Here is a 22,059-nt window from a genome sequence, read left to right as displayed (position 1 = left end):
GAAATTTAAAAAAGGAGAGAGATACTTAAAATGAAAATAATAAAACAATGGAAACAAGAAGATAGTGATTACATAAGAAAAAAAGTGATTGAACATAACCTAAAAAATCTTTCAGATGAAGAAAAAACTCCTTCGGAAAATATTAGTTTTGTAGTGAAAAATGAAAAAGAAGAAATAGTAGGAGGAGTAACGGCGACAACATTCTGGCACCACTTACACATTGACTTTCTGTGGGTTTCTGAAGAATATAGACACGAAGGCTATGGTAGCAAGTTGATGAAACATATTGAAGAATTTGCAATTGAAAAAGATTGTCGACTGATAAACTTGGATACATTTAGTTTTCAAGCTCCAGATTTCTATAAGAAGCATGGATATAAAGTGATAGGAGTAAGTAAAGATCATCCTAAAGGACATAATCATTACTATTTGGAAAAAAGAATATAAAAAGCTTAAATAAAGAAATTTTGAAAGTGAATGGGAATAAATATCCCCGAAAATATGAATGTTTTAGGATTAAAAGAAGAAATAACTGATGAAGATGGGGAAATTTATAAAGGGGATATTTGGTTTATAGGTGAATTAGAGTAAGTTTTAAATAACATCGTACTTGAACTAACGGGTGGCATTAGTAAAAATATAGAAGGTGATCCAATATAATGAGTATTCAAGTAAAGCTTAAAGATATAGTTGAAGAAATGGAAATACAATTTGAAGAGTCTCGTTCATTACTAAATATTAAAACAGGTGAAATAGTTCTAGTAACATCTGATGATTTGAGAGCTGTTGAAGATGAAAAACCAGTTGATCATTTACCTGAATGGCAACAAGAAATTATAATGGTTGCGAATGATGTTGTTGAAAACTTTGAAAATTACATAGAGTTACCAACTAAATATGAAGTTAATGAATATGAAATCATGGAAGACTATTGCCTAACGGTTAGTGATCGACGTAAACAAGATTCTTTATTAAGGGCAATTAAGGGAAAGGGTGCCTTTAGAAGATTTAAGGATAAAGTAATAGATTTTGGAATTGAAGATCAATGGTATTCTTATCGTGACGAGCGTTTTAAACAAATTGCAACAGAATGGTGTCAGAATAATAACGTAAATTATATTGAATAGATAAGACTACGTGCGATTGCTAAGCTAAATAGGTAATCGCTTATTTTTTGTTAAACTAATGGCAGTTTAACAAGATTAAAATATTGTGGGTTAATTTGGCAGCAAATGAATTGAAACATCATTGGTTCGGGGGTACGTTTAAAAAAAAACTCTAAAAAAGGAATTGAGGAAAATTGGCACAGTATTTCTTTTTACTGATCTTGTCATTTGTAATGCTTGTGGGGATGGTGGCTTATCTTTGGCATTTTTACAAAATAAAAGGAAAAACGGAGATTCGTATAAGATACCGATCAAGGACATTCTTACAGTTGCCTTTTTATTTTTCCTATCAGGGTCCCTGTTCGTTTATTCTTTGTTAGGCCTGCCTAACCTTTTAGCTGATAAGACGAAACAATACAAAGGGAACTGTGAAATCGTCATATTCGATAATGCAAAAGGAGGACATATGGAGGTCAACTATGGAAACCGCATCATTTCGTTTCCTAAGAATTATCAGGGTGTACAAGAAGGTAGTTATTACTGTGAAGTGAAGAATTATCCACTAACTGAACAGGGAAAGGCTTTGAAACTTTACCAATCAAAGGGCGGAAAATTAACAAAAAATAATGTTCCATCTTCACTAACGGGTGCTTTTCTTCAATTCTAAGAATAATAAGAGGAAAGAGTGAATTGTTTTATTCTCTTTTTCTATTTAAATCTTTAGGAATAATAGAAAATCTCACACTGATAAATAATTCAGCAAGCTGTCAGCAACAAACAAAAAAAGAACCTGTTTATATTACTTCCTAACAGGTTCTTGCTATTCAGTGAAAAAGCACTATTTAAAATCATGTCAGCATCCTAGCTTATCATTTAAGTTTTAAAATGTTACTGTGTCTACTTATCGGTCACACCCGATTTAATTTTCTTTTTTTCTTTTTCATACTGCTCTTGGTTAATCTTTCCCCTTTTCAGCAAATGCTCCAAGTGTTGAAGGCGCAACCGATCGTACCCTTGAGTGCCCACGAGCACCTCCTCAGGTGTCGATAGTACGAAACGTGTTGGGTAGTTTCCGTATAGGTGTTGATTGTTATTGTCGTACACATCTACCTTTACGCGGAACATCCCTGTATCGTGCCCTTTAACGTTAAGATGAAAAGGTATTTTCGTAACTTCATTTGGAGCTAATTCGTATTTGTAAGAAGTTTTCCCCTGAACCTGTATGACACCACTAGCTTCTATTCTTACTTTTACTTTTCTTGATTTATCTTCAGAAAGACGTAACTCTGCAGTAATGAGGACATTCTCTCGTTTAGCAAAATCACGATCTTGATAGATCAGTAAGGCTTTAAGAGGAGGGGTTTCCTTCACATCCCCTCCTTGTTTGTGTGAACACCCCATTATCAACATGAACAATAAGATAAACTTTCCCGTCGTCAATAAACGTGATTTCATTTTCGTGATTTACGATCCTCCTCCTTTCCTTTTTTATTACTTCGTCAATCATTTATTTTCCTTGATCGTGCGGAACATAAACGATTACTTTTCCCGTTGAAACTCCACCTTTATCATCTGCGGCGGTAAAAGTAATATGGTACTCCCGGCCATCTCCGTTGCCGTTACGGGTTGCACGAACTCTTGCCGTATCTGTTCCGATGCCACCGATGTCAGTTCCTTTTGCAGGCTCATCTATCTTTATGCTTTTAATTTTAATCGTTACTGGGTCACGGTCTGGGTCCACCACACCCTCAATTTTGATCGGGACCATCCTTCCATCAACAGGCCAGAGTCTAGATGGGTTTGGCTTTGCATTTTTTACATCAGGGGCATGATTCTTCATGATTTGACGGCTATAGCTTATATATGGACCTGTAAGATGACCCGCTGTTTGTTTCGCCCTAACTGCCCAGCGTATTGTACGATCTGAAGTCCCGTCTAAAATTTGTTTCCATTCTTCTGCCGTTGGCTGATAGGAATCGGTATTCAATTCTTTTGAGGAGAAGATTTTTTTGCCTAATGTACTGTTATAAAACTCTATGACAAACGAATTGTTCGGAAACTCTTTACTTTTTCCATTTACGTCCCAATTGAAAACAGGGATCTGGGATTGGTTAAATGTAAAAACATGACCGTCTGCTGGTTTAGTTGGTTCAGATGCGATCTTGTGTTCTGTTAATATGGAACCAATGTTGATGATCTCAGCTATCGATCGCCCCTCGTAAAAAGCTTGGATCGCTTCAGAGAGTGTAACAGATTCCGCATTTTTTAATGTTTCCCATATGTTTTTATCTCCAAAAACAACGCCGTTGTCACCATGGTCACTATTACTATCGTATAGATCCCAAAGAACGCGTTGTACAGAGAGTTCGTTGTCTTCTCCCAGGCTTGAGCTATCTTGAGCTTCAAGGTCATATACAAGCGAACTATCTTCAGTATCTTGATAATGAGTATCTCCCACATTTGAAAGCCCTAGGGATGAACCATTCATCTCCTTCTGAAGGGAAATTGCGAAATAAGTAGGCCATCCTTCACCCCAGGCAAGGTGGACTCCATCATCTTTACCGATTCTATCTGCTAAATTTTCTCCTGAAGAATGGCTGCCTCCAGGGCTGTCTTCAATGTCTAGGCTGTCTGTAACGTGATGGCCGAATTCATGATGAATAACATCCCAGTCAAAACGATCCAGTTGGAGCAGGTTTATGTCGCCATCATAGTTTGAGGTATCATCGCTTGTCGGAAAATACACGGTAAGATCATCCAAAGCCTCACCGTTGACTTCCCTTACATATTTAGTCGCCATCAGCATGGATTGATGAATGCCGAATGCAGTCTGGTTGTCGGAAGTATTGTTTAAGGTGAAATCCATGGTATGACTGCTGCCGTTTTCCACATCTTGCTTAGGATTGGTTTCCATTTGATAGACGTCTTCAAACCATCCATCCGGCTCAACGGAGAAATCTTCGCCTTCTGCTTTGATACGTACGAATAAGTCATATCCTTCTTCGAAAAATCCTGTATCATTCTCGAATGTAGCCTTGTAATTCCCGTTATTATCTGTTTTTACGGTTGTAATGAGATCATCACTGATATCGTCCTCGTCCAGTATCTCCACCGGAACACCTACTGCTGGATGGGTATTCCCAGAACCATCTGTCCAAAGTATTTTACCCGATACGGTGACATCACTCGTTGCTGTCAATCGTTGTTGTTCCTCTACATTTATTTTGGCGCCCTGGCGGAATAAATCCCTTTTCGCAGTTTCATATTCTTCCTTGTCCAAATTTCCAGACGTTCTCTTTGTTTCTAACTCTTGCAGTTGCAAGGCAAAAAGGCCGCTGTTCCCCTGTAGAACACCTGCCTCCGTTGCTAATACGTCAATCTTAGAGCGCTTTACTGCTATCACAATACCTTGGGTATCTAATACCTCTACGTTTGCTTCGATCGATCCTGCTCCTTCTCCGTTCACTATGTAAGAGAATTGCTTTTGCACCTCTTCTCCTGGTGCAGAACCTTCGATTTCATATTTTGTTAATCCCTGAAGTTCCACATCTCCTTTGGCTTGCAAATGGACACGGTATTTCGCCGAATTTGCAGATGAACTCAGCTTGATCACCGCTTGATTAGTTGTATTTTTCTTCTTTTCATTTTTTATCGGTTCTACGACCATTTTTACGCCATCTAATGGTTTTTCTGATTCTTTAGAACTTGAAGCTTCTGCTTTCAGTTCAGCATTTGAAGTTATATTCGGAACTAGCAAACTAGCAAGTAATGTTAGACTCAACGTGACAGTTTTCAAACGTGACATCCTCATTTAACATCCTCCTAATGTTTTCCAAATGATATGACAAGGATCAGGACAATAATAAAGTCTGCCCTCTAAAGATTCTTCTTATTATTCTCGGATTGTTAAGTTTGTAAAAAAGGAATTAATTGTGGTGAAATAGCAGCTGGCCGTCTATCACTAAAGAAAAAGGATACATAAGGTAAATTCATTGCCTACAGCCTTTCTTTTTTTGAACACCCCCTCTGATAAAAAAATGTTAATCAACGGAAAAGATTAACAGTAAAATTATCCCATGGGAAAACGTGTTAAAAAAGTGCGTTCGTTCCCCTTTTGTTCAGCGACTAAAGAACCAAAAAAACACTCCTCAATGGGAATGCTTTTAAACCATTGTTTAAATTAAGATGTTAGAACTCCTTCATTTTGTGCAACGAATTGTTCTTCAAGGTTGAAATTCAGCTAAAGGAGAGATTGAGATGAATGAATCTTGGCAAACTTTAGGATCTAATTCCTCTCCTGCTTTAATGCTTAGCTGTTTTTTCCTGTCATTACATGAGTTGAATCTTTTCGGATTTTTCATAACTGAGAGCCCTAGTTAATTTGAGTTAGCATTCCTGTAGTGAGTTAATTTCAACTTTGAAAAAAAGAGGCCCCCTCAGTAAGATGAAATAGACACCAATCTAAACCATCTTAAGGAGGAAGCTCTACTATGAATTTTAAAATGCAAAACAAACAAAATCAACTGATTGAAAAAATTACAGATCACCATCTTGTTGTGGGTGTAGATATTGCTCAACACTTCCACGTTGCCAGAGCTGTAAACTACCGGGGTATTATAATAGGTGATCCTTTGACATTCGAAAACAGTGAAGGCGGATTTACAAAATTTCTTCAGTGGATTGATTCCCTTAAACGTATATATAAACTAGGAAAAACCACCGTCGGGATGGAACCTACCGGTCATTACTGGATGAATCTATCAAAATGGTTATCTGAAAAACGTATAGAGGTTGTCACTGTAAACCCTTATCGCGTAAAAAGAAACAAAGAAAACAGAGATAATACTCAATCAAAAAGCGATAAAAAAGATGCACTTGTGATTGCTGATATGGTGAAGAATGGTTACTATACAATCGTTTATTACACGCCAGAATCATTTGAAAAACTTCGTGTCCTCATGTCAAATCGGGACGTGGTAAACAAACGACGTGTGAGTTCAATCAACCAGATTAACCGATGGGTCGACATTGTCTTTCCTGAGTTTCGAGACGTATTTAAAGACGTGACTAGTAAAGGCGCCATCGCAACGCTTCGCTTGTTTCCTACTCCACTTGAACTTCGTTCATTACAGGCCGATGATATCGTGAAAGGATGGAAAACAGTTATGAAGAGACATGCCGGAACTGCCAAGGCTCATTCATTGATCACTCTTGCAAACCGATCTGTCGGCACTCAATCAGCTCTTAACGCCCATAAGTTCCATTGAAGCAGTTACTAGAGGAATACGATCTTGCGACTGTCCAACTTGAAGCCGTTGAACAAGAGGTAACAAATGTGCTTATGCAGGTACCTTTTGCTGAAAAGATGCTTGCCATTAAAGGGATTCACACCATCACATTAGCTGGAATTCTCGGTGAATCAGGTGATTTAAGTGGATTCGCTCACGGTAATGCTCTACTTCGCCATGTTGGGCTGCATCTCTCCGAAGCGAGCTCTGGTAAATGGAAAGGACAAATTATTTTGTCCAAACGAGGAAGGTCCCGACTGAGACGGTTCCTGTTTATTGCGACGATGAGCCTCATCATGAATAATCCTGAATTTCAAGCGATTCATTCTAAAAATGTGAAGGTGAAAAAAATGAAGAAAATAAAATCCGTCATGAAGTTATGCGGTAAACTCGCTAGAGTTTTGGTAGGAATGGCTAGAAGTGGTTCTGAATATGTACCAGAGAGAGTATTCCCAATCACTCAAGAAGCAGCATAAAAATAGCCATTTGAGTAGATGTTCGCGAGTATTGGCTTATTCGTAGGATTTCAAAGAAAGCATGGAGTACTGGATGTGTTAAACAAAAGGGCAATGACCCGTTAGGTTAGCAAAACCAGCCTCCACCCCTTGGATAGGCATGACGAAGGAATGAAAGGGCATGTCAACATGACCCGTTGAGACATGGGAGGGAAAGCCTCCAGGGGCATCGTGGAGTATGCGTGCAGCATATGGAATATTATAGGATTTATATTGAATCCTCTGTTTCCATCTGCCTTCACATTGTCAAAACGGTCATAACCCCTTTTATTCATTCATTCATATTCTATCAAGTGGATTGAAATCCTGCGAATAAGCGAGCATTCGAGAGAAATACTCATCTAGCAGAGGGAGTTTAACAGGAATAAGAAGGCGATTGAAATATTAATCATAATAAAGGAGTTCAAGAATAGATCAATGAACCCGTATTTTTATTGAGGCCATAAATGTAAAAAAGCCTTGTGGTTTTTAATTTCCACAAGGGGCTTTTGCATTTAGTAAAGAGTAGGGGTTGGAGGACAGGCAACAGCATCAATATATCTTGGATCAATACCATAAAACACCCAGAAGACACCGTTCCATCTATATCCAGAAATTTCACCATACTCGACGCGAGTTGGGTAAAACCAAAAGCGTTCTCCATTTATTAGCCAAACATATGTGTTTTGGTATAAACAGTCAATTATATAGGATACAGAAGGCTTGGGTGGAATGAATGTCGGGGGAGGCGATTGTGGCTGTTGTCTCATTGGACCTTGTGGTGGCAAAAATACCATATGATTTCACTCCTTTTCAGATAGGTCTTCAACATTATATGAATAAACAACCAGAAGGTTAAAATAGGACAAATAACTTTCTTATTAACTACCATGAAAATAAACTTCTGTAACTCCGAAAAACGACAATATCAAAGAAGACCCCTCTCATTCGTTAAAAAAATGAAGAGAGCCGCAATTCATTGATCTATGGATTGGTTGACTGGATTAAGAACCAGGAGCTGGTTTACTTACAGATCAGAGCTGCCTTAAGCAGGATAGTGCAAGAAGAATGATATTTCTAAACATGGATATTTTCCTTGTTTGAATATGGGCATTGTGGTAAAAAAAAAGCACTGTGAACAGCCTTTAAAATATAACTGTTTGCAGTGCATCTTTTTATTCGATTAACTAATATTCCAACGAAACCTTCATTATATCATCATCAAATTTCACTTCAATCTGCTGTTCGGAATCATTTAGTATTCCAAAGTTAATGTGATGAACAAGTACGTTTTCTTTAATTAGTCCCTCAAAACGTTGAAATTTTTCTTTAATATCCTCTGTTGCGAAGATCTTGATCGATATATACATCTCGACAGGCAAATCTAATTTTTTTCGTGTATCTTGTACTGCTCTGATTAATTCTCTGACTTGACCTTCCTCCACTAGTTGAGGTGTGAGTTTTATATCTAATAACACCCTTAACTGCTGATCACCTGCTATTTCAAAGCCAGATGAAACTATATATTCAACGTTTATATGCTCCTTCTTTAATATTACCGTTTGATTCTTTACTTCAATTTGTAGTTGGCCATGATCTAGTAATACCTTCTTCTCATTATCAGTTATGTGGTCAACATATTCTTTGATCGAGTTTACCAGTTTACCAAATGCAGCACCTGCTGTTTTAAAATTCAATTTAAAAATATTCGATTCATATTGTGATATATCCTCTGTATAAACAACATCTTTAACATTAAGTTCGTCTTTAATGATTGCTGTATAAGCGTTTAAAAAACGTTCTCCGTTACTACGCCATACAATTATTTGCTGTAAAGGCTGCTTAACCTTCATGTTTTTGGCATTACGAATACTACGACCGAGTTCCACTATTTTCAAAATGGTTTGCATATCGGCCTCTAACTCAGAATTGATCATTAAATCGTTAGATTTTGGATAGTCTTGTAAATGAACACTGTCTTTGTGTAACTCCAAATGGATATCTTCTGCCATATAGGGTACAAATGGAGCTAATAAGCGACTGATTGTCGTAAGCGTTTCAAATAATGTTGAGTAAGCTGCTTGTTTATCCTCAGAAAGTCCAGAAGCCCAAAATCGATTTCTTGATCGCCGTACATACCAATTGCTCAATTCATCGACTAATGCTGCAATTTCGCGTGTTGCTTGAGTAAATTGAAAGCGATCCATATAGCCATTAACCAGTCTGACTGTACTATTCAGGCGTGAAAGTATCCATTCATCTAGGATTGTTCTCTTACCTGTTTGCTGTCCATCATACACAAAGCTATCTATTTTCGAGTACATCGCATAAAACTTATACGTATTATCCAGCGTGTCAATTAGTTTTGATTTTGCATCTTGCACAATCTTTTTTGAAAAGCGTTTCGGATTCCAAGGTGAACTATCGACTAGGAAGGACCAGCGAAGTGCATCCGCACCGTATTCGCTTATGAGTTCAAGAGGATCTAATGCATTTCCTTTACTTTTAGACATTTTCTGACCATGCTCATCAAGTACGTGTCCAAGTGACAAGACATTTTTATACGGTGTTTTACCTGTAAATAGAGTGGAAACAGCGAGTAGGCTGTAGAAAAATCCTCTCGTTTGGTCAATTCCTTCGATGACGACATCAGCAGGGAATTGTGATGCGAATTTTTCGTTATTTCCAAATGGATAGTGATGCTGTGCAAATGGCATCGATCCACTATCAAACCATACATCAATGACTTCAGGCGTTCGGTGCATGACACTTTTACATTTCGGGCAAGTACACTTTACTTGGTCAATATAGGGCTTATGCAACTCGATATCGTTTGTTACCGGTGTTGTCGCTAATTTTTGTAGTTCTTCGATACTGCCAGGTGCTTCTTCATGATGACAATCCGAGCATATCCAAACATTTAAAGGTGTTCCCCAGTATCGATTTCTACTTATATTCCAATCAACCAGATTTTCAAGGAAGTTACCGAAACGCCCATCTTTAATATGCTCTGGATACCAAGCAACAGTTGCATTGTTCGCAAGCATTTTCTCCTTTAAAGACGACATCTTGATAAACCAGCTATCCGTAGCGTAGTAAAGTAAAGGAGAGTCACATCTCCAACAATGTGGGTAGCTGTGCTCGTATTTTTCCTTATGAAAAAGAGTGTCTTGTTCAGAAAGCATTTTAATGATATCAACATCACAGTCTTTCACAAATCTTCCTGAAAGCTCTACAACGTCAGCTGTGTAACGTCCTTGTTGATCAACAACATTGATAAAGGATAAACCATTTTGCCTAACGGTTTTATAATCATCTTCACCATAAGCAGGAGCAATATGAACAATACCTGTTCCACTATCTTCTGTTACATAATCGGCTAATACGATATGATGTCCGTTCTCAACAGACACGTAATTAAATGGTGGGGCATAATGTACTCCTTCAAATTCTTTGCCACTATGTTCACTTAAGACATTTGCATTTTCACCAAGCACTTTTTCTGCTAATGATTTGGCAATGATATAAACCACATTCTCTTTTTTGACACGCACATACGTTAATGCGGGGTTCATCGCTAGTGCAACGTTTGCAGGTAATGTCCAAGGTGTCGTTGTCCAACCTAAGAAATATTCTTCTTCCACATCAAGACGTTTAAATTTTACTGTAGCCGATAAATCTTTTACATCTTTATAGCCTTGTGCTACCTCATGGGAACTTAAAGAAGTTTGACAGCTAGGGCAGTATGGAGATACGCGATGACCTTTATACAATAGACGATCCTTATGAACCTTACTTAAAATGTTCCAGACACTTTCAATGTACTCATTGCTTAATGTCATATAAGGACTGTCCATATCAACCCAATAGCCTAACTCTTCTGTAAATGATCGCCATTTCTTCTCATAGGTGAATACGCTCTCCTTGCATTTATTGATAAACGACTCTACACCATAGCGTTCAATTTCATGTTTTCCTGAAATACCGAGTTGTTTTTCAACACCTAGCTCGACCGGAAGACCATGTGTATCCCAGCCGGCTTTTCTTTCCACTTGAAAGCCCTGCATAGTTTTGTACCGTGCCACGACATCTTTAATCGTTCGCCCAAAGGCATGACCTACATGGGGCAGTCCATTTGCCGTTGGTGGTCCTTCGTAAAAAACAAAAGGTGCCTTACCTTTTCTTATATGAACAGATTGTTTAAAAGTATTTTCTTTTGACCAATAATTACGTATTTGTTCCTCACGCTGTACAACTGTTTCTTTACTTTCATTAGAGTTCATAGATATCGCTCCTATAAATTTTTTTAAAAAGCATACAAAAACCCCGTCCCATAAAGGGACGGGGTTAACCGCGATACCACCCTAATTCTATTGATCCGATCAATAGCACTTAGCAACGTACAATCATACGTGTTCCTTTTAACGGTAGACACCCGGTCAGACCTACTAAAAGATTCGGCCTAACTTCTCAGAGAGGATTTTCACGTGACACTCGAACACTGACTTGCACCAAAATGTCAGCTCTCTGTGGATCAAGACGAAACGCTACTTTTTCTCATCAACGAATTTGTATGCTTTTATTGGAATTTATTGTAACAGACAAAAAAATAGTTGTCAAATAGGTCTTGAAATTAGGGAGCGAATCTTTAATAAGGTTCGCTTTTTTTATAGAACTACCATGAAAATAAACTTCTGTAACTCCGAAAAACGACAATTAGAGAAAGATATTGACATCCTATTAGCTGGTTTAGTTAAAGGAGAATTGTGAGTTGAGCAATTTTAGGACTGAGGCCATATTGTAGTTATTCCATGACCAATAAACCACCACCCGTAGGTAGAGGTTTATTAATGTATCTAGGAAATATAACAAATTACTGTTCTTTTAAGTTGGTTACAGAAACACTTTGTTTATTATTTGGTTCATCAAGGGGATGGATTGTAGCTTTTCCATTTTGTTCATCCACGTGCTCAATGTAGATACTTTCTCCATTATAGGTTACATTAATCATACTTGGCGAAGAAGTAATTTCCTGTGCTCGTTGTGCGTTCATTGTAGCCACCTCCTTTGGATTTGCAACAGTTATAATATTTGTTCCAAATTACTTAGATATACTTGTTGTATTTAAAATACTTCCAAATGTTGAGTGGATAATAAAGTTGTTTGATTTTTCTTTGATTAACTAAAAAGGCAGCATTCCTGTAATGTAGAACTTTTCGATTTAATAGATAAAAGACGTAGATTTAAAATAAAGTTTGATCATTTAATTCCATTAAAAGGCCAGTTTATGGAGTAAGAATGTTTGATGAAAAGTGCATAAAAATTACAATGGCCCCTTATTTCGTTTTGGCTGCTATACCCTAAATAGACGGTGTTCCCAACACTAATAGCCAAGACATGCCGTGTGATTATAAGCACCCGTTGGATTTGTGCTTTTCTAAATTAATACTAAAAAAACAAGATGGATTAATAAAATTTTTCAAGTTGGTAAAGTTAAAGAAAACGAATGGGTTAGGAGGCTTTAGATGAGCAGTTCAAATCGAGTCCCAATTACATCTTCAGAATTAGGAAACTTGTGGATGACGTATCAAGACAAAACAATGATTATGAGATTTCTGGAATACTTTCTTGAACACGTTGAAAAAGAGGAAACACGGCAAATTCTGCAGTCTTATTATGAACGTTCTGCTGAAAGTGTAGAGTTTGTGAAATCTATTTTTCAACAGGAAGGTGCGGTTATTCCAGTTGGGTTTACTGAAAACGACGTGAATAAAGGGGCTCCCAAGTTATTCGATTTTATGTATGATGTCATGTATTTACATATGATGGCTAAATTAGGAACTGGTCTTTACGCGCTCTATTCGACTATGTCTTACCGTCAAGATATAAGACAATTTTTCAGACGTTTAACAACTGAAGCACAAGAGGCATATGACCAAGCGACAAATATTCTTTTAGAAACAGGTGTTCTTTCTCGACCCCCATTTGTTTCGATGCCAAAGGAAGTGAAGTTTGTACAAGATAAAAATTATATGTCCGGGGGGTTGAATTGGTTTAGTAATGAAAGATCCTTAAATACAATTGAGATTTCTCTTATTCATCATTCCATTGAGACAAACCTTACGGGGATGCAATTAATGATCGGATTTGCGCAAGTAGCACATGATCAAGAGGTCCGAAACCATTTTATTAAAGGAATGGAACTAGCAAAGAAAATCGAAACATCGTTAGGTGAATTTTTACGTCAAGATTACATTGAACCACCAGCCACTCATGCCGGAAAAGCAACCAATTCAACCGTTGCTCCTTTTTCCGATAAATTGATGATGTATAATACCAGTTTGTTAAGTACATTTGGGCTAGGAAGTAATGCACTTGGCGGCGCCTTTAGTTTACGAAGTGATCTGCCGGCGAAAATGGCGCTGCTTGCAAAAAATATTTTTGATTTTGCAAAACAAGGTGGAAAAATTATGGTCAAAAATGGTTGGATGGAAGAACCGCCACACGTTGAGGATCGAAATCAATTGACAAAAAAGTAGGAAACTTGGATTTTATGAACGTATGGGAGGAAGAGAATATATTCATAGGACCAGTACGTTTGGTGGAACTGCAGTAGAAGAATATTACGTCTTCCTGATTTTCTCCGAAATCGTTTCGGCTTTAAAATCGTTAGTAATATTTAAACATGACCTGCAGGTTTATATCGAAAAGCTGGTAAAATTTCCAGTTAGAAAGCTGCATCTTTTTTATCCAGAGTTTTTGAATACACAGATTAGTACAATTGCTTAAAAACTGATACCGTCTCATAAATCCTCCAGTTGAATTGTTCAAATGCAAGATCCCTGGAAAAACAACTGCCTTCCTAAATTAACTTATAAGGAATCCCTTAATCTAAAGGGATTCCTTTTGATTATTAGTCTTTTATTTAATTGGCAGTTCAGTAATGCGGCTTATAGCTAAAAAATCTTGATCGGATGCTACAGTCCCTGCTTGCCCCCAATTCGATAGTGGAACCTCTCTTAAAAGAACTAAAACTTTGTCTGGAGGGATGTTAAACAAGTTAACCGTTACCTCTGTCAGCTCCTTGATCCATTCCTGTTTTTGTTCTTCATTAAAAACTTCCCAACAATCAACGTTAATAATAGGCATTCTTAAAAGGTATATAAGAAATTAATATTGCAAATAAGATATAGTTAAGTTGGAAACACGTTAGAATATTATCATTGAGGAGAAGAGATGAAGAAAGTAATTAACATGATTGATTCAAGTTCGAAAGTGCCAAGAGTGTCGTTGCTTGAATTGAAAAAAACAGAAAAAGAACTTGGTGCTATTTTTCCAGATGAATACAAGGAACTCTTTTTAGAAACGAATGGAGCAAAATTTGGTGATTGGACTTTGTTCCCTATTCCAACAGATGAACATTTAGAATTTACGATTTGATATTGTAAAACGAAATCGAGAGAAAAGACCGAAAAATTTACCTAGTGATATGATCTGTATTGGTGAAAAAATGAATGGTGATATACTCTGCTACCGTATTAGAAAAAGATTTATGCAGGAACAAATCTATCTCTGGAATGATAAAACTGGAATAAGCGATTGCAAAGCATCAACATTAAGCCAATTTATTGATTGGTATGTACCGAGAGCGAATACTAATAAGCCCAAAACAGTTGGTACTTTTACAGTAGAAAGTGGAGAGTTAATTGTTACTGATCCATGTTATCAGGTGGATGATGAAAATGAGATGCAAATCATACTTTCAAATGTAAAAAAAGGGAATTGGACAACATCCATCTCTTACTCTAATGAAGAAGTGGTTAAAAGTTTACTTGTATTTTATGGAGAAAACAAACCGAGTGGGAAATGGCATGATTGCGATAAACTAATTGGAGTTGACTCTGCACAAGCTGGAATTTTCGATCTGGAAGCATTTGGTAGAGGTGATACTATCCAATTTGAATTGAAAAATGTCAATGACATTGAGATTGCTGAAGATGGATTAAAATATTATGTTGCATGTTGTGATATAGTTGCTTCTGATGCACAGGGCGGAGTTGTTCCAGGTGGTGCGGTTTCAATGTCTGGTTATGGTGACGGAATGTACGAAGTGAAAGTAAAATATAACGTTTCTAAAGAGGTTGTTGGAGTGATGATTGACTTTAGAGAAGAGGAATAATGGAATATCCTCTCCAAGATGAGCCTGCCGATATTAATACATCTTTTCTCTATGTATTAATATCGGCAGGCTATCAAAAAAGCCATCATTTGAGATCCTTGTTTACTAAGATGTATCCTATCAGGAGCAAAAAACAGAAGTAGGAAAAAAAGAAAAAACCCTTGCTGCACAAGGGTTTTCGGATATGGAGCATAACGGGATCGAACCGATGACCTCTACGCTGCCAGCGTCCGTTAATACCTCTCCGAAATGTCATTCGCCAAGAATGGCGTGCGCACACGGTTTTACAACGACCTCTTATACGATTATACTCGCATTATACCGCATAGCACCGTTACGCTTCAACGTTTCATACCGTTACGCTGTCGACTTTTTTCGCGACAAGGAGGTGAGCGTATATGAATAAACCGTCAGAAGATGCGTTAAAGAACTTCTACAATGCGATCAAGCCAGCACTAATTAGAATCGCAAAAGAAAACGCGGATAAAAATAGACCAGACGATTCAACGTCCGGCCGTAAAAGTTAAATGAATATCGATAAGACAAGCGTTGCACTAATTATGAGTGCAATCTCTGATTCTATCTCGGTAAACAACCGCTGCTTAATCAGATAGCTTGCGTGAGTGTCCGGGATCTTTTTAATGACGACTTTATTCCAGCGAGAATCTAATGCCTCCTGCGTTAGTAATTCGGATTGGTTCGGCTGAATTGTGAAGCGGCCTTTCTCGTCTCTCTGGCGCTTGCTGACGTCTCGCATCCGTATCCACCTCCTCTTCTACCGCGAATACCTGCTCCGTCCAATAACCGTGCTGATTCGGCTTCCATATCGGAGAGGGAAGGGTAGGGACGTCTTTGCGTTTGTGCTGACGTAAGATTGTGTAATATTCGCCTGAGTGACCGGCAGTGAATAGCGCAAGTCTTATGAGTTGATTGCGATCGAGATTAGTAGCGCGGAAAAGGGAATTGATATAGGAGCGGTACACATCGTCATATCTTACGGTTGGGCGATAACACATTCGCTTTCCTCCGCAAGTAGTGATTCGAGCATTAACCGGCCCTCTTCAGTAAGGTAAACGTTATCCTGCGTAAGTAAGATAATAGCGTTCTCTTTAGTCATAGCGTATAGCCTCCCGTAATTCGATTAGCGTTACACTACATATGTATGACGTCTATCGTGCGACTATGACAGTATTACGGAACATTACTTTAGTTGCCGATATTTGCCGATATTAGCGCACTCACACCGTGCAACACTACCCATTTTATCGGCTGTGTGGTCCGGACGGAGAGACGCTGCCAAAACCTCGGGGTCAAGGCGGTCGATCATGCGCAAAGTTTATGCAGTTATTGCGGGAAATAACGGATGATGTAGCGCTCGCAACCGTTGGTATCACTACGATGTATAAGAACGTGCATATCGTATAATATTTCGTAGTAAACAAACGTTGATCTGACACGGTTCATCGTAAGTATCAACTGCCTATAGGTTCTATTATGTAAACAAGAAATGTCGTGTCTATGCAGCGTTATGCATACAACTGAGCAAGACAGTCGTTTACAAATCGATCGAATTAAGGGGCGGGGCGGTAAAATTCAAATCCGTTTCACCAGGGGTATAAAACTTATGCGCAGTAAAATTTAAACCTCAGGATAAAAAAAATCCCGCATTAAGCAGGATCTTGAAGTAAATTATTAATCTTAGTTGACCATTCTCTAGTATGGATTATTCTGTCTTTATATAGATTTTCATTTATTATTTCAGCTTTGGTAAGTTTAGACAGATCTTCCCAGTCACCTTCAAAAACATAAGTTGCATTGCCATATAAAGCGCTCTCAAATATCGAAATGTTTTTTTCTTTGAAAACAAAAACTATATAACCTCTATACCCTTTTGTACCTAAGATTTCTTTATCAGGCTTATGCTCTTTAATTTTAGACCATCTATCCACAATTACAGGCTGATTCTTTCTTGAAAGTGAATCAATAAATTCTTTTATAACTGGTGTACTGGTTTCCCATGGTCTGTCCCCACTCGGGAGGACAATCCAATCTAACTTCTGTCTCGTAGTGGTTGTAAAATTCGAAAAATCTTCTTTATACACAGTTGCTGACTTGAATATCTCTAATAATAAATTTATTCCATGAGTTATTTCTTTATAAAATTCCTCTGAGTTATTAAACAGCTTATCAATAACTATATATTTGTTACGGTCTTTTTCTAAAATGGTTAACTCGAAAGATGGTGGAGGGATAATTTCTCTATGAATAATTTCTCTACTGCGAAATTGGATCCCATTATAATAATATCCATTCAGAGTCCATTCACTCCAATAAGAATAATAAGTGGTTTGTTTAGGTAAATCAGGTCTTTTAAGATGACCACCTAATGAATTAAACTTACTTACTGAACCATAGGTATTTTTAGGGCATAGGGACTCCCCATTATTTTGCTTGTCACTAAACCCCAATTCGATTAATTTTGATTTAATTGTTTCATCTATCTTAATTCCTAAATAAAATACGTCTGAGTCTCCAACACCAATAAGATAATTCATACAGTTCCTTATTCTTTTCACTCCAGTAATTTCCATAATTTGTCCCCAATCTATATGATATTTGTAATAGTTATATTTTATCAAAAAATGATATTAATAGACAAAAAAAGATAATTTTTACAAATAAATAAATTTATAGACTCCTGCATATGACTCAACAAGTATACGAAACAAATCCGCGGTGAAAATTAGACATAAGCCGGATTTATTTTGCGCAGTATTTTCAAACCTCGGGATTACTTCGGCTCCTGCATTTCGCGGTGTAATCGAGCGACACGGGCAAGCGCCTTGTTAATCGTTTCCCACTTATCGGAACCTCTTGCAATATAGCTGCAGCGACCGATCTTCGCAACCACTTCGTATGATTCCGGAAATTCAAAGATATCAATGCGGATTTTACCGAACCTCATAAATTCTAAAATATTGCGATTCGCGCTCTCTAAACTCATATTGTCCCTCCAAGATATAAATAAATATAATTATAAATTAAATATTTTAATTTCATGTTAATTTATAGGAGGTTTTTGGTAAAAAATTGTCGAATCATTACAAAAAAAGGAGGTTATAAGCATTGAAGTTATTAACAAGACTAAATTATTCGGATCAATTAGCTATAAGGAAATTCTGCGCAATTATTAAAGAAAACTTTTATAGTAAATCGAGTCCTATTGGAATTGAAGTTGATTTATCAAATGCTGACTATGAGGGAAAGGTTATGGTCGCAAATGAAGACAGTTTAGAAATCTATAGTTACACCGCTAAACCAACGGAAGATCAACATCAGTTGGAAATGGATATCTCTAGGGAAGTGGTTAACTTAAATTCAATTGTTAGGATGAATGTGGAATATAATAATGTGTATTACAGCAGCCGTATAAAAGCAGTAAGAGCCACGATATTCTTTGAAGATAGAGAAATAATTATAAGTCCATATAATAATGGTGATTACGTAGTGCACTCTAGGGAACATATAGAGGACGATTTCCAAGCAATACTATCATACTTCGAAACTGTAATTGTAATTAGGAAATCAGTAAAGGGTGCTTAATAGGAAAACTGTTTCCACCGTTATATGCGTAGTATAGTCCCGATCATAACGCCATCATTTAACGCAATCCCAGCCTGACATAGCGCGGTTTATCCTGGCGAATCAAATGACTGTATGCGCCAACTAATACGCCAAATAAAAAAGCCTCGACGTCATTGTCGGGGCCTTCTTTATGTATTCTGACGTCAGTTAACGCCCTCGCCTTCGTATTCATACCGGACAATGCTTTCGATCGTATAGCGCTTATCGATTCCCTTCTTTTCCGCGAACATGTTAATCGTATCAAGGATCCGGCCGAAGCTTTCGAGCTCAATCCTCTTCATTTTCCCGTGGTATATATCGTATAAAGACGCCGGTCTGACCTTCGCTTCAACTGCGATTGAATTCCTGGACTGATCGATTTCCTCTAATACTTCCTTTAAGAAGAACTTGTACGGCATAATAATCCTCTCCCTATGCTTCGTTATCCCTATTATACATAGACCTCACACGTATTACTACACAAGTTAAAAATAATCGAAAAAAGTTCGAATATACTGTTGACGTATTACTCCTGTAGTAATATAATCAAATTAGGAGTTATACGAAAGGCGTAATACTCCATAAAAAAACTTTGGAGGAATGTAAAATGAGTAAATTTGAATGGATCAGTAACGAACCGAAAGAAAGCTTCGAGGAAGTGAATACGCATTTCACATGGTACGATCCTGAGCCTTATGAAGTGTATGTGGAGCAACAGGTGTCGCTAAAACTGGCCGACGGTCTTGTCGCAACAATTTACGAAAACGAAATTAAGGTTGAGAAGATTGACTCTGCCGGACTGATTCTTGATGAAGTATTCAGCATTCACGGTATTGCGTTTGATACGGAACAATTCGATTTATGGATGCTTGAAACGATGTCAGCTGCAGACCTTATCTTTGCAATCGCGAGAGCATCCGGTTATGTCGAAAAGGGTAAAGGAGCGAACTAAACGTATGAGCTATTCGGAGCAATTTTTCCTACAACTAACGCAGCTGAATGCGGAAGTTAAATCAGGATTCGAAAAATTAAACGGATTACAATCTGCTCTCGACAGACAACTGGCGGATACTTACCACGATATCGAGCGCTTGGATTCAGTAGATGGCGCAGAAGGTCGCGATTTAATGCAGAAACTTAAAACTACCCTTACGCATAGACGCGTTGTGAAGGACGAAATGAAAAAGATTCAGCCGGTGTACTATATGCTGCGCGATCAAGTCCAGACGGTAGAAACTCAGTACGGTAAAGCGGTCCGAACATCCTGCGAGATACGGCGTCAATTAAACAGCACAATGTCGCTAGAAGAAGTTTTAGGAGCGATAGAGATATGACGGAATTTCAACCGCGCAAGATAACGATAGTATTTAACGGCAGATTTAGCGATACAAAAGAGCGTTTTACCGAGACGGCAATCGGTTATCTAATCGCTCCGACAATCGTTTATGAAATTAATGATGACGAGATAGTTTTCCGCGAAGTAGATGCGGTAAGTAATGAAGATTACGTAGTGTTTATCGATGTAGATAGCGACGGCAATCGCTTTGATTTAAACCTGGCGGGCAAAACAAAAAAGCTCGAAGATCCGTTGGCTTTGGCGAGTCTCACGGTTCCCGAACTTCTGAAATTACTATTTAAGTCTTAAATGATATACTTATTATACCATAAATAGATTGAAAATTCAAGAAAAACGGCAGCGGCAACTGTCTTTTTTCTGCGTTATAATTGATGGGTGATGGGGGATGAACTACTTTGACGATACAGGACGATATAAGACGATATCAGGCGATCGGAGATAGAACGATAATCAATAAAATTATGACTGCGGTAGAGCAGCGCTTCATGGAGAATTGGACACGCGAAAGGGTTAAAGGTAAGAGTCCGAGCGGCGATATAACGATCTCGCTAAAGAATCCGGAAGATTACATTGCATATCGCATTAGAGCTATGCGCGAGTTAATTATGAAAAGTGTCGGTAAAGAGGAGCACGTTTGGGCCAGCTACGAAAAGGATTTCCAGCGCCTACTATCGATTATCTATATAGACTTTGGCATTAAGTTTGACGCGGAAATCTACGATAAAGATTACTATCAGTATTACTTTACCCTAACGGCCGACCTGTTCGAACAGTTGAAGCCGCAGTTAAAGGATATCGGTGAGCGATTCGAAGATATGTTTAACAAGAGCCAGCGTGCACATTTCGAAAGCTTATTCGAACAATTCTATTCATCTATGATGCGTTCTAAGGAAGAGAAAGATGCTCGTATAGCAGAAGTTAATCAATCGGCAATAAAGGCGCTAGAATACGCTCTAAAGTATGTTGACGCAAGCAAGACGGACAGTGAAATCGTTAAGTATATCAATCAAACGTTTAGCAGCAAGCTTTCCGACGATGAGATTAAAAGGAATGGATTGCGCCGGATCCGCAGGAAGAGTGGTTATGGGAGAACGAACAGCAGTATCATAAATCCTCACTTTCCGGAGAACTTGTATGAGACGATTCTAGGCGTTGACTATAGAGGACACGCGGATAAATTATCGAAGAGTCAGCGCGACTTCATGGACGCAATCATGCAGATTGTACTAGCGGACTTCGACAGTAGAGAAACGGATAACTACACATGCAACGAAGAAGGAGAACTGCGCATATCTAGCAAGTACATCGCGGAAAAGATGGGCGTTTCTTACGATGGATTTAGAAAAAAGTTATCCAGGATTCGAAAGAAGGTAAAATAACGTCACAAAATGCAGTATTTTTAAATATGTGGGAAGAGGGTTTTTAAAGTAGTATGCAACTTTTAAGGCTTTAGTTATCTAGCCTTTATATAGAGGATCTTGATCCGAATGCCTAACGGATTAAGGCGCTTTTTATTTACTTAATTGTACTAAAAATGACAAACGAAAGGATGACGCATTATGCACGGGATGAACCCAGAGCTTTTAAACGTTATTCGCGGTTTAAGCGGATTATCGCAAAAAGGGATGGCGGACCGGCTTAACGTAAGTCAGTCGCTGATTACGAAGCTTGAGCGCGGCGAAAGAATAATATCGGATGATGTGCGCAAGAAGGTAACGGGTGAATTCGGACTTACTCCGGAGTTATTGCGCCAGTTAGACGATCTTATTAAAACGTTTAATAACGGTAAGTAACAGGGCAAAAGGCGCCCTCCGTTTCGGGTAAAACCGCCCTCAACGGTATGTATTATATATTCTTATTGCGAAAAGGTTTTAAAGAGAAAAAGTATGGCGCCGAACGAATGTGAAGGCGCAAGGTCTTAGATGACTAAGATATACCAGCAAACGCAAAAAACGCTGTAACCCTTGCGGCTGTAAGGTTGAAGGCGCTTTTAGCTTGTTCACGAAAAACG

At 38.1% G+C, this 22,059-nt stretch carries 22 protein-coding genes, 1 pseudogene and 1 other annotated feature; of the genes and pseudogenes, 14 read left to right on the top strand and 9 right to left on the bottom strand.

Going from position 1 to position 22,059, the window contains the following annotated elements; genetic code table 11:
- The first annotated feature begins 30 nt into the window (after window positions 1-30).
- From LIT25_21465 to LIT25_21450, 4 genes are all read left to right on the top strand, one after another.
- The gene (locus tag LIT25_21465; GenBank protein ID USK33089.1) at window positions 31-447 is read left to right on the top strand and encodes a GNAT family N-acetyltransferase; all 417 of its coding nucleotides are present in this window, start codon (window positions 31-33) and stop codon (window positions 445-447) included.
- Between the two features lie 30 nt (window positions 448-477).
- Window positions 478-591, top strand: a complete 114-nt coding sequence (locus LIT25_21460; protein USK33088.1) for a DUF3916 domain-containing protein — start codon at window positions 478-480, stop codon at window positions 589-591.
- Window positions 592-659: 68 nt separating this feature from the next.
- Window positions 660-1,127, top strand: a complete 468-nt coding sequence (locus tag LIT25_21455) for a UPF0158 family protein (protein ID USK33087.1) — start codon at window positions 660-662, stop codon at window positions 1,125-1,127.
- A gap of 238 nt (window positions 1,128-1,365) precedes the next feature.
- Window positions 1,366-1,773, top strand: a complete 408-nt coding sequence (locus LIT25_21450) for a hypothetical protein (GenBank protein USK33086.1) — start codon at window positions 1,366-1,368, stop codon at window positions 1,771-1,773.
- 230 nt (window positions 1,774-2,003) lie between these two features.
- On the opposite strand, the gene LIT25_21445 is transcribed toward LIT25_21450, so the two are convergent.
- Together LIT25_21445 and LIT25_21440 are read right to left on the bottom strand one after the other, a co-directional pair.
- Window positions 2,004-2,477, bottom strand: a complete 474-nt coding sequence (locus tag LIT25_21445; GenBank protein ID USK33085.1) for a hypothetical protein — start codon at window positions 2,475-2,477, stop codon at window positions 2,004-2,006.
- Between the two features lie 136 nt (window positions 2,478-2,613).
- Complete coding sequence (locus LIT25_21440; GenBank protein ID USK33084.1) at window positions 2,614-4,917, bottom strand: transthyretin-like family protein; 2,304 nt, start codon at window positions 4,915-4,917, stop codon at window positions 2,614-2,616.
- Window positions 4,918-5,596: 679 nt separating this feature from the next.
- Between LIT25_21440 and LIT25_21435 the strand changes: the two are divergent.
- A pseudogene (locus LIT25_21435) lies at window positions 5,597-6,870 on the top strand (IS110 family transposase).
- Window positions 6,871-8,075: 1,205 nt separating this feature from the next.
- Here LIT25_21435 and ileS read toward each other — a convergent pair.
- A complete protein-coding gene (ileS, locus tag LIT25_21430) occupies window positions 8,076-11,171 on the bottom strand; it encodes an isoleucine--tRNA ligase (GenBank protein USK33083.1) in 3,096 nt (1,031 codons plus the stop codon).
- 51 nt (window positions 11,172-11,222) lie between these two features.
- Window positions 11,223-11,461 (bottom strand) — a binding site (T-box leader).
- Window positions 11,462-11,761: 300 nt separating this feature from the next.
- Window positions 11,762-11,941, bottom strand: coding sequence for a small acid-soluble spore protein H (locus tag LIT25_21425; protein ID USK33082.1), 180 nt, complete (start codon window positions 11,939-11,941; stop codon window positions 11,762-11,764).
- A gap of 472 nt (window positions 11,942-12,413) precedes the next feature.
- Between LIT25_21425 and LIT25_21420 the strand changes: the two genes are divergently transcribed.
- Entirely contained in the window at window positions 12,414-13,427 is a 1,014-nt protein-coding gene (locus tag LIT25_21420; protein USK33081.1) for a DUF3231 family protein, read from the top strand.
- A gap of 382 nt (window positions 13,428-13,809) precedes the next feature.
- On the opposite strand, the gene LIT25_21415 is transcribed toward LIT25_21420, so the two are convergent.
- Complete coding sequence (locus tag LIT25_21415) at window positions 13,810-14,037, bottom strand: 4-oxalocrotonate tautomerase family protein (GenBank protein USK33080.1); 228 nt, start codon at window positions 14,035-14,037, stop codon at window positions 13,810-13,812.
- A gap of 87 nt (window positions 14,038-14,124) precedes the next feature.
- Here LIT25_21415 and LIT25_21410 point away from each other — a divergent pair, with 87 nt between their 5' ends.
- On the top strand, window positions 14,125-14,328 hold the full coding sequence (locus LIT25_21410) for an SMI1/KNR4 family protein (protein USK33079.1): 204 nt from the start codon (window positions 14,125-14,127) through the stop codon (window positions 14,326-14,328).
- A 70-nt stretch (window positions 14,329-14,398) separates the two neighbouring features.
- Complete coding sequence (locus LIT25_21405) at window positions 14,399-15,067, top strand: DUF4241 domain-containing protein (GenBank protein ID USK33078.1); 669 nt, start codon at window positions 14,399-14,401, stop codon at window positions 15,065-15,067.
- A 523-nt stretch (window positions 15,068-15,590) separates the two neighbouring features.
- Here the strand turns inward: LIT25_21405 and LIT25_21400 are convergent.
- The 3 genes from LIT25_21400 to LIT25_21390 all read right to left on the bottom strand — a co-directional run bounded on the left by LIT25_21400 (window position 15,591) and on the right by LIT25_21390 (window position 18,071).
- On the bottom strand, window positions 15,591-15,824 hold the full coding sequence (locus tag LIT25_21400) for a hypothetical protein (protein ID USK33077.1): 234 nt from the start codon (window positions 15,822-15,824) through the stop codon (window positions 15,591-15,593).
- A 910-nt stretch (window positions 15,825-16,734) separates the two neighbouring features.
- A complete protein-coding gene (locus tag LIT25_21395; GenBank protein USK33076.1) occupies window positions 16,735-17,658 on the bottom strand; it encodes a hypothetical protein in 924 nt (307 codons plus the stop codon).
- 200 nt (window positions 17,659-17,858) lie between these two features.
- Complete coding sequence (locus LIT25_21390) at window positions 17,859-18,071, bottom strand: hypothetical protein (protein USK33075.1); 213 nt, start codon at window positions 18,069-18,071, stop codon at window positions 17,859-17,861.
- Window positions 18,072-18,193: 122 nt separating this feature from the next.
- Between LIT25_21390 and LIT25_21385 the strand changes: the two genes are divergently transcribed.
- On the top strand, window positions 18,194-18,670 hold the full coding sequence (locus LIT25_21385) for a hypothetical protein (GenBank protein ID USK33074.1): 477 nt from the start codon (window positions 18,194-18,196) through the stop codon (window positions 18,668-18,670).
- A 185-nt stretch (window positions 18,671-18,855) separates the two neighbouring features.
- Here LIT25_21385 and LIT25_21380 read toward each other — a convergent pair whose 3' ends face one another.
- The gene (locus tag LIT25_21380) at window positions 18,856-19,110 is read right to left on the bottom strand and encodes an XRE family transcriptional regulator (GenBank protein ID USK33073.1); all 255 of its coding nucleotides are present in this window, start codon (window positions 19,108-19,110) and stop codon (window positions 18,856-18,858) included.
- Window positions 19,111-19,298: 188 nt separating this feature from the next.
- On the opposite strand from LIT25_21380, the gene LIT25_21375 reads away from it, so the two are divergent.
- From LIT25_21375 to LIT25_21355, 5 genes are all read left to right on the top strand, one after another.
- Entirely contained in the window at window positions 19,299-19,643 is a 345-nt protein-coding gene (locus LIT25_21375; GenBank protein ID USK33072.1) for a hypothetical protein, read from the top strand.
- A 4-nt stretch (window positions 19,644-19,647) separates the two neighbouring features.
- A complete protein-coding gene (locus LIT25_21370; protein USK33071.1) occupies window positions 19,648-20,025 on the top strand; it encodes a hypothetical protein in 378 nt (125 codons plus the stop codon).
- Entirely contained in the window at window positions 20,022-20,336 is a 315-nt protein-coding gene (locus LIT25_21365; GenBank protein USK33070.1) for a hypothetical protein, read from the top strand. The genes LIT25_21370 and LIT25_21365 overlap by 4 nt, the downstream gene beginning before the upstream one ends.
- A gap of 107 nt (window positions 20,337-20,443) precedes the next feature.
- A complete protein-coding gene (locus LIT25_21360) occupies window positions 20,444-21,427 on the top strand; it encodes a hypothetical protein (GenBank protein USK33069.1) in 984 nt (327 codons plus the stop codon).
- Window positions 21,428-21,607: 180 nt separating this feature from the next.
- A complete protein-coding gene (locus LIT25_21355; GenBank protein ID USK33068.1) occupies window positions 21,608-21,841 on the top strand; it encodes a helix-turn-helix transcriptional regulator in 234 nt (77 codons plus the stop codon).
- Window positions 21,842-22,059: the final 218 nt, after the last annotated feature.

The organism is Bacillus sp. F19 (assembly GCA_023823795.1).
Classification (GTDB): domain Bacteria; phylum Bacillota; class Bacilli; order Bacillales; family Bacillaceae; genus Bacillus_P.
This window is presented reverse-complemented; position numbering and strand designations above follow the sequence as displayed.

Coding starts and splice junctions, on each gene's coding strand:
- LIT25_21465 (USK33089.1), top strand. CDS start 31: ATGAAAATAATAAAACAATGGAAACAAGAAGATAGTGATTACATAAGA.
- LIT25_21460 (USK33088.1), top strand. CDS start 478: ATGGGAATAAATATCCCCGAAAATATGAATGTTTTAGGATTAAAAGAA.
- LIT25_21455 (USK33087.1), top strand. CDS start 660: ATGAGTATTCAAGTAAAGCTTAAAGATATAGTTGAAGAAATGGAAATA.
- LIT25_21440 (USK33084.1), bottom strand. CDS start 4,917: ATGAGGATGTCACGTTTGAAAACTGTCACGTTGAGTCTAACATTACTT.
- ileS (USK33083.1), bottom strand. CDS start 11,171: ATGAACTCTAATGAAAGTAAAGAAACAGTTGTACAGCGTGAGGAACAA.
- LIT25_21425 (USK33082.1), bottom strand. CDS start 11,941: ATGAACGCACAACGAGCACAGGAAATTACTTCTTCGCCAAGTATGATT.
- LIT25_21420 (USK33081.1), top strand. CDS start 12,414: ATGAGCAGTTCAAATCGAGTCCCAATTACATCTTCAGAATTAGGAAAC.
- LIT25_21415 (USK33080.1), bottom strand. CDS start 14,037: ATGCCTATTATTAACGTTGATTGTTGGGAAGTTTTTAATGAAGAACAA.
- LIT25_21410 (USK33079.1), top strand. CDS start 14,125: ATGAAGAAAGTAATTAACATGATTGATTCAAGTTCGAAAGTGCCAAGA.
- LIT25_21405 (USK33078.1), top strand. CDS start 14,399: ATGAATGGTGATATACTCTGCTACCGTATTAGAAAAAGATTTATGCAG.
- LIT25_21400 (USK33077.1), bottom strand. CDS start 15,824: ATGCGAGACGTCAGCAAGCGCCAGAGAGACGAGAAAGGCCGCTTCACA.
- LIT25_21395 (USK33076.1), bottom strand. CDS start 17,658: ATGGAAATTACTGGAGTGAAAAGAATAAGGAACTGTATGAATTATCTT.
- LIT25_21390 (USK33075.1), bottom strand. CDS start 18,071: ATGAGTTTAGAGAGCGCGAATCGCAATATTTTAGAATTTATGAGGTTC.
- LIT25_21380 (USK33073.1), bottom strand. CDS start 19,110: ATGCCGTACAAGTTCTTCTTAAAGGAAGTATTAGAGGAAATCGATCAG.
- LIT25_21375 (USK33072.1), top strand. CDS start 19,299: ATGAGTAAATTTGAATGGATCAGTAACGAACCGAAAGAAAGCTTCGAG.
- LIT25_21370 (USK33071.1), top strand. CDS start 19,648: ATGAGCTATTCGGAGCAATTTTTCCTACAACTAACGCAGCTGAATGCG.
- LIT25_21365 (USK33070.1), top strand. CDS start 20,022: ATGACGGAATTTCAACCGCGCAAGATAACGATAGTATTTAACGGCAGA.
- LIT25_21355 (USK33068.1), top strand. CDS start 21,608: ATGCACGGGATGAACCCAGAGCTTTTAAACGTTATTCGCGGTTTAAGC.